This window comes from Thauera aminoaromatica S2 (genome assembly GCF_000310185.1).
Taxonomy (GTDB): domain Bacteria; phylum Pseudomonadota; class Gammaproteobacteria; order Burkholderiales; family Rhodocyclaceae; genus Thauera; species Thauera aminoaromatica.
Genome location: NZ_AMXD01000182.1, coordinates 1 through 6,193, shown reverse-complemented (window position 1 = coordinate 6,193; position 6,193 = coordinate 1). Strand labels below are relative to the sequence as shown.

The window sequence follows — 6,193 nt, the reverse complement described above, 5'->3', positions numbered from 1 at the left end:
CGGACCTCGCTGCGGCACCCTTCGTGATGTCGCTGCGCGAGCTGCTCGGCCTCGTCGGCGCGCACGAGTGGCGGCGCAAGGGCGTCGCCATCCCTGCGCTCGGCGAGCGCATCCACCCCTGGTACGGCGTTTATTCGCCGATCCGCGGCGAATACCTGGACCTGATCGCGCGCGCGCCGCTGCCCGCGACCACGCTCGCCTTCGACATCGGTACCGGCACCGGCGTCATCGCCGCGCTGCTCGCGCGCCGCGGGGTGGCGCGCGTGGTGGCCACCGACGTGTCGCCGCGTGCGCTGGGTTGCGCGCAGCAGAACCTCGCGCGCCTCGGGTTGCTGGCCGGGGCCGCGGCGGACGAGGGCGCCCCGGGCACAACCTCCTGCACGATCCCGGGCGCCGCTGCGCCCGAACTTCAGGTTTCCGCCGGCCGCGTGCAGTTGCTCCAGGCCGATCTCTTCCCGCCCGGCCGCGCGCCGCTGGTGGTGTGCAACCCGCCCTGGGTGCCGGCCAAGCCGAGCTCGGCGATCGAGTACGCGGTCTACGACCCCGACAGCCGCATGCTGCGCGGCTTCCTCGCCGGCCTGGCGGAACACGTGGAGGAAGGTGGCGAGGGCTGGCTGATCCTGTCGGACCTCGCCGAACACCTCGGCCTGCGCAGTCGCGCCGAGCTTCTCGGCTGGATCGAGGCCGCGGGACTGCGCGTCCTCGGACGCGAGGACATCCGTCCGCGCCACGGCAAGGCGGCCGATGCGGACGATCCGCTGCATGCGGCGCGCGCGGCGGAAACGACCTCGCTCTGGCGCCTGGCTCCGCGCTGAGGCGTGGCGCCGCCGGGCCCGACGGCGCCGCGGTGCCGCCTACTGCCGCGGCACCAGCCGGATCACCTTCTTCTCCAGGTGCTTCGCCGGCGGCGGCACCGAGAGCTGCCGCCGGCGTTCGAGTTCGCGCCACCAGCCGCGCAGGCCGAGCAGCACGGCGAGGATGCTCGCGTAGAGCAGCGGACGCCCGATGTCCGCCTTCACCAGCCACCAGAAGTGCACCACGGCGAAGATCGCGATCGCATAGACAGAGCGGTGCAGCGACTGCCAGCGGCGCCCGCCGAGGCGTCGGATCGCGAAGCTGTTCGAGGTCGCGGCGAGCGGAATGAGCAGCACGAAGGCGGCGAAGCCCACGGTGATGAAGGGGCGGTCGAGGATGTCGAGGGCGATCGCGTTCCAGTCGAAGAACTGGTCCAGCCACAGATAGATCGCGAAGTGCCCGAGCGCGTACGCGAACGCGAAGAGGCCGAGCATGCGGCGCAGGCGCAGCAGCCAGTGCAGGCCGCTGAAGCGGCGCAGCGGCGTTACGGCGAGTGTGATCAGCAGCAGGCGCAGCGTCCATTCCCCGCTCGCGCGCGTGATCGTCTCGATCGGGTTGGCGCCGAGCGCGTTCGCCTGCCAGCCGAGCGCAAGGTTCACTGCGGGCAGCAGGCAGAGGGCGAACACGATCGCCTTGAAGGCGACGATCGTGCCCGCGGAGGGGCTTCTGAGGGAAAGATTCATCGTTGCGGTCGGCGGGATGCAGTGCTCAGTAGAACTTCTTCAGGTCCATGCCCTGGTACAGGCTCGCGACCTGCTCCGCATAGCCGTTGAACATCTGCGTCGGGCGCTTGCGCAGCTCGCCGATGCGGCGCTCGGTAGCCTGGCTCCAGCGCGGATGGCGCACCTCGGGGTTCACGTTGGAGTAGAACCCGTACTCCTGCGGCGCGAACTTGTTCCACGCGGTCGCCGGCTCCTTCTCGGTCAGGCGGATGGTGACGATCGACTTGGCGCTCTTGAAGCCGTATTTCCACGGCACCACCAGGCGCAGCGGCGCGCCGTTCTGCTTGGGCAGCGCCTCGCCGTACACGCCTACCGCGAGCAGGGTCAGCGGGTGCAAGGCCTCGTCCAGGCGCAGGCCCTCGGTGTAGGGCCAGTCGAGCACGTCGCGGATCATGATCTTCGGATCGTAGTGGGTGACGAACTCGACGTACTTGGCGCTGCCCAGGGGCTCGACCTCCTTCAGCAGCGCGGCGAGCGGGAAGCCCACCCAGGGCACCACCATGGACCAGCCTTCGACGCAGCGCAGGCGGTAGATGCGTTCTTCCAGCGGTGCCAGGCGCAGCAGCTCGTCGATGTCGAAGCGGCGCGGCTTGCCGACCAGGCCCTCGACACGCACCGTCCACGGGCGCACCTCCATCTTGTGGGCGTTGCGCGCCGGATCGGCCTTGTCGGTGCCGAACTCGTAGAAGTTGTTGTAGCCGGTGACCGCGTCGCGCTCGCTGAGCGGTTCGGTCGTGCTCAGTGCCGAGGGCACGGTCTGCAGCCGGGTCGATGCGCGCGCGGCGCCGGGCAGGCCGTGCCACAGCGCCGCGCCCGCCACCAGCCCGGTGCCGCTGCGCGCGAGGAAGTTGCGACGGCGCTCGAACAGGCTGCGCGGGGTGATTTCGGAGGGCGGGACGTCGGCGGGCTTGTGGATCAGCATGATTGCGGACTCGTCTGGAACGGAGGATTCGGTGGTGCGCGGCGGGCGGCAGTGTACGAACAGACGCGCGCCGCGCCGATCGGTTCATCCCATCCGGCCTATAGTCTGCATTGCGTCCAGCCATGCTCGCCTTTCCGCTAGAATCAGGCATCCCAGCAAAGATCCGAGAAAGAGCCTCGCATGTCCGCCTCCATCAAACTCCACATCGACGACGTCCGCATCCAGGAGATCAAGGAGCTCGTGCCGCCCGCGCACGTGCTGCGTGAATACCCTGCCACGCCGAAGGCGGCCGAGGTTGCCTACGAGGCGCGCCAGGCGATCCATCGCATCCTGTACGGCGCCGACGATCGTCTGCTGGTGGTGATCGGCCCGTGCTCGATCCACGATGCCAAGGCGGCGCTGGAGTATGCGCACAAGCTCAAGGCCGAGGCCGAGCGCGTCAAGGACGACCTGCTGATCGTGATGCGGGTGTATTTCGAGAAGCCGCGCACCACCGTGGGCTGGAAGGGCCTGATCAACGATCCCGGGCTGGACAACAGCTTCCGCATCAACGACGGCGTGCGTCTGGCACGCAAGCTGCTGTGGGAGGTGAACGAGATCGGCCTGCCCGCCGGCACCGAGTTCCTCGACATGATCACCCCGCAGTACATCGCCGACCTGATCGCCTGGGGCGCGATCGGCGCGCGCACCACCGAGAGCCAGGTGCACCGCGAGCTCGCCTCCGGCCTGTCCTGCCCGGTAGGCTTCAAGAACGGCACCGACGGCAACCTGCGCATCGCCGCCGACGCGATCAAGGCCGCGCAGGCGCCGCACCACTTCCTGTCGGTGACCAAGGCCGGGCACTCGGCGATCGTGTCGACCCGCGGCAACGAGGATTGCCACGCCATCCTGCGCGGCGGCAAGGAGCCCAACTTCGACGCCGACAGCGTCGAGGCCGCCAGCCGCGAGCTCGCCGCGGCCGGAGTGTGCAACAAGGTCATGGTCGACTTCTCCCACGGCAACAGCCGCAAGCAGCACCGCCTGCAGATCGAGGTGGCGAAGAACGTCGCCGCCCAGCTTGCCGCCGGTGACGACCGCATCATGGGCGTGATGGTCGAGTCGCACCTCAAGGAAGGCCGCCAGGACCTCGTCCCGGGCAAGGAGCTCGAGTACGGCAAGAGCGTCACCGACGCCTGCATCGGCTGGGAAGACAGCATCGACGTGCTCGACATCCTCGCCGAGGGTGTGCGCCAGCGCCGCGTCAAGCGCGCCGCCGAGTTCTGAGCGCGGGCGCCGTTCGCTCGGCCTGCCCCCGGCGGGTCCGTCCGCCCCTGGCGCCTCACTCCCGACTCCTCACGCGCGCGGGCGCATGCGCAAGATCATCCACTGCGATTGCGACTGCTTCTACGCGTCGGTCGAGATGCGCGACGACCCCACGCTGCGCGGCAGGCCGGTCGCGGTGGGCGGGCGCGCCGAGACGCGCGGCGTCATCGCAACCTGCAACTACGAGGCGCGCGCCTTCGGCGTGCATTCGGCGATGCCCACCGCGCGTGCGCTGCAGCTGTGCCCGCAGCTCGTCCTGCTGGCGCCCGACTTCGAGCGCTACCGCGAGGCCTCGCGCCGCATCCTGGCGATCTACCACGACTACACGGCGCTGGTGGAGCCGCTCTCGCTCGACGAGGCCTACCTCGACGTGACCGGGGTCGAGCGCTGCCGCGGCTCGGCCTCGCTGATGGCGCAGGAGATCCGCGCGCGCATCCGCGCCGAGGTCGGCATCACCGCGTCGGCGGGCATCGCCCCCAACAAGTTCATCGCCAAGGTGGCGAGCGACTGGAACAAGCCCGACGGCCAGTTCGTGGTGCGGCCGCAGGACGTCGACGCCTTCGTCGCCGCGTTGCCGGTGAAGAAGATCTTCGGCGTCGGCAAGGTCACCGCGGCCAGGCTCGCCCGCCTGGGCGCGCACACCTGCGCCGACCTGCGCGCCTGGAGCGTGGCGGAGCTCACACGCGAGTTCGGCAGCTTCGGCGCCAGCCTGCACCGCCTGTGCCGCGGCATCGACGAGCGCCCGGTGCAGCCCGACCGCGTGCGCAAGTCGCTTTCGGTCGAGACCACCTACACGCCCGACCTGCACGACCTCGCCGCCTGCCGAGCGGGCTTGCTGGCGCTGCTGGAAGACTTCCTCCGCCGCTTCGAGCGCGCGCGCGATCGCCCGCCGGTGCACAAGGCCTTCGTCAAGGTGCGCTTTTCCGACTTCAGCCGCACCACCGCCGAGTGCATCGCCAGCGCGCCCGACCAGGCCACCTGGCTGCGCCTGCTCGACGAGGCGCATGCGCGCAAGGCGCTGCCGGTGCGCCTGCTCGGCGTCGGCGTGCGCTTCGCCGAGGACGAGGGCGGCGAGCGGCCGGCGCAGATCCCGCTATTCGATCCCGAATCCGATCCCAACCCCGATCCCGCGCGCGCAGCGGCGGAACCCCACTGACGCGGAGCCTGCGATGCCCGACCTCGAAACCAGCGCGGCCGCGGCCGAACCCCCGCCCGCGCCGCAGCCGCCTGCGGTCGCCGGCGAGCAGCTGGTGGGCATCGGCGCGCTCTACCGCGCGCTGTGGGAGCACGCCGCAGGCGCGCGCCAGTTGCTTCTCTACGCCTTCCTGCTGCTGCTCGCGTCTCAGCTCTTCAAGCTCGCCGTGCCCTGGCTGGCGGGCAACGCGATCAACCACATCCAGTCCGGCGGGCTGGAGGGCATGAGCGAGGCCGGGCGCTGGCTCGGCATGGTGTTCGCGGCCATCGTCGCGAGCTGGCTGCTGCACGGGCCGGGGCGCATTCTCGAACGCAACGTGGCGCTCAAGGTGCGTGAGCGCCTGTCGGCGCTGCTCGTGGGGCGCCTGCTCGCCGCGCCGCTGGCCTGGCACGAGCGCCACCACTCCGGCGAGACCACCCACCGCATGCAGCAGAGCACGCACGCGCTCTACGACTTCGCGCAGAGCCAGTTCATCTACCTGCAGAACACCGTGCGCCTGGTGGGGCCGATCGTGGCGCTGTGGCTGATCTCGCCGCTGGTGGGTGCGGTGGCCCTGGTCGGCTACGGCCTCATCGGCCTGCTCATCACCCGCTTCGACCGCGTGATGATGCGCGTGGCGGTGGAGGAGAACCGCGCCGAGCGCGCCTACTCCGCGACCCTGGTCGATGTGCTCGGCAACGTGCTGTCGGTGCTCGCGCTGCGCCGCGGCGAGGGCGTGGCGCGGCTGATCGGCGAGCGCCTGGCGGCGGTGTTCGGGCCGCTGAAGAAGAGCATCGTGCTCAACGAGGCCAAGTGGTGCGCGGTGGATCTGCTCGCGAGCGCGCTGTGGTGCGTGCTGGTCGGGGTGTATGCGGCCGAGGCCGCGGGTGTGTTCGGCTTCGGCGCGGCCGCGGGCGGGGCTGCGGCGGCGGCCGGCACGATCGCGCTCGGCAAGGTCTTCATGGTGTACGAGTACTCGCAGCAGGCCGGCGGGGTGATCACCGCGATCGCGGCGCACTTCCAGTCGCTCGCGCGCCAGCGTGCCGACTACGCCGCGGCCGAGCCGCTGTTGTCCGCCGCGCCGGCGCCGCGTCCGGCCGACGGCGAGGACATCGCCGCCTCGGGCTGGCGCACGCTGAGCCTGGAGGGCGTGCGCTTCGCCCATGGCGACGGGCGCGCGAGCGCGCTCGAGCTCGACCGCCTGGCGCTCGTGCGCCG

6 protein-coding genes are annotated in these 6,193 nt (G+C 70.9%); 4 read left to right on the top strand and 2 right to left on the bottom strand.

Going from position 1 to position 6,193, the window contains the following annotated elements; translation table 11 throughout:
- Positions 1–815, top strand: an 815-nt coding sequence (locus C665_RS17815) for a methyltransferase domain-containing protein (RefSeq protein ID WP_004325149.1), incomplete at its 5' end; no start/stop codon positions are given.
- A gap of 39 nt (positions 816–854) precedes the next feature.
- Here the strand turns inward: C665_RS17815 and msrQ are convergent.
- Both msrQ and msrP read right to left on the bottom strand, forming a co-directional pair.
- Entirely contained in the window at positions 855–1,538 is a 684-nt protein-coding gene (gene msrQ, locus C665_RS17810; protein WP_004325147.1) for a protein-methionine-sulfoxide reductase heme-binding subunit MsrQ, read from the bottom strand.
- A gap of 25 nt (positions 1,539–1,563) precedes the next feature.
- Positions 1,564–2,499, bottom strand: coding sequence for a protein-methionine-sulfoxide reductase catalytic subunit MsrP (msrP, locus tag C665_RS17805; RefSeq protein ID WP_004325145.1), 936 nt, complete (start codon positions 2,497–2,499; stop codon positions 1,564–1,566).
- Between the two features lie 180 nt (positions 2,500–2,679).
- Between msrP and aroG the strand changes: the two genes are divergently transcribed.
- The 3 genes from aroG to C665_RS17790 form a co-directional block, all read left to right on the top strand.
- On the top strand, positions 2,680–3,762 hold the full coding sequence (aroG, locus tag C665_RS17800) for a 3-deoxy-7-phosphoheptulonate synthase AroG (protein ID WP_004325143.1): 1,083 nt from the start codon (positions 2,680–2,682) through the stop codon (positions 3,760–3,762).
- Between the two features lie 85 nt (positions 3,763–3,847).
- Positions 3,848–4,957 carry a DNA polymerase IV gene (gene dinB, locus C665_RS17795; protein WP_004325141.1) on the top strand — a complete coding sequence of 370 codons (1,110 nt, stop codon included), beginning with the start codon at positions 3,848–3,850 and terminating at the stop codon, positions 4,955–4,957.
- A 13-nt stretch (positions 4,958–4,970) separates the two neighbouring features.
- Positions 4,971–6,193: ABC transporter transmembrane domain-containing protein (locus C665_RS17790; RefSeq protein ID WP_004325139.1), on the top strand; the 1,223-nt coding region annotated here is incomplete at its 3' end.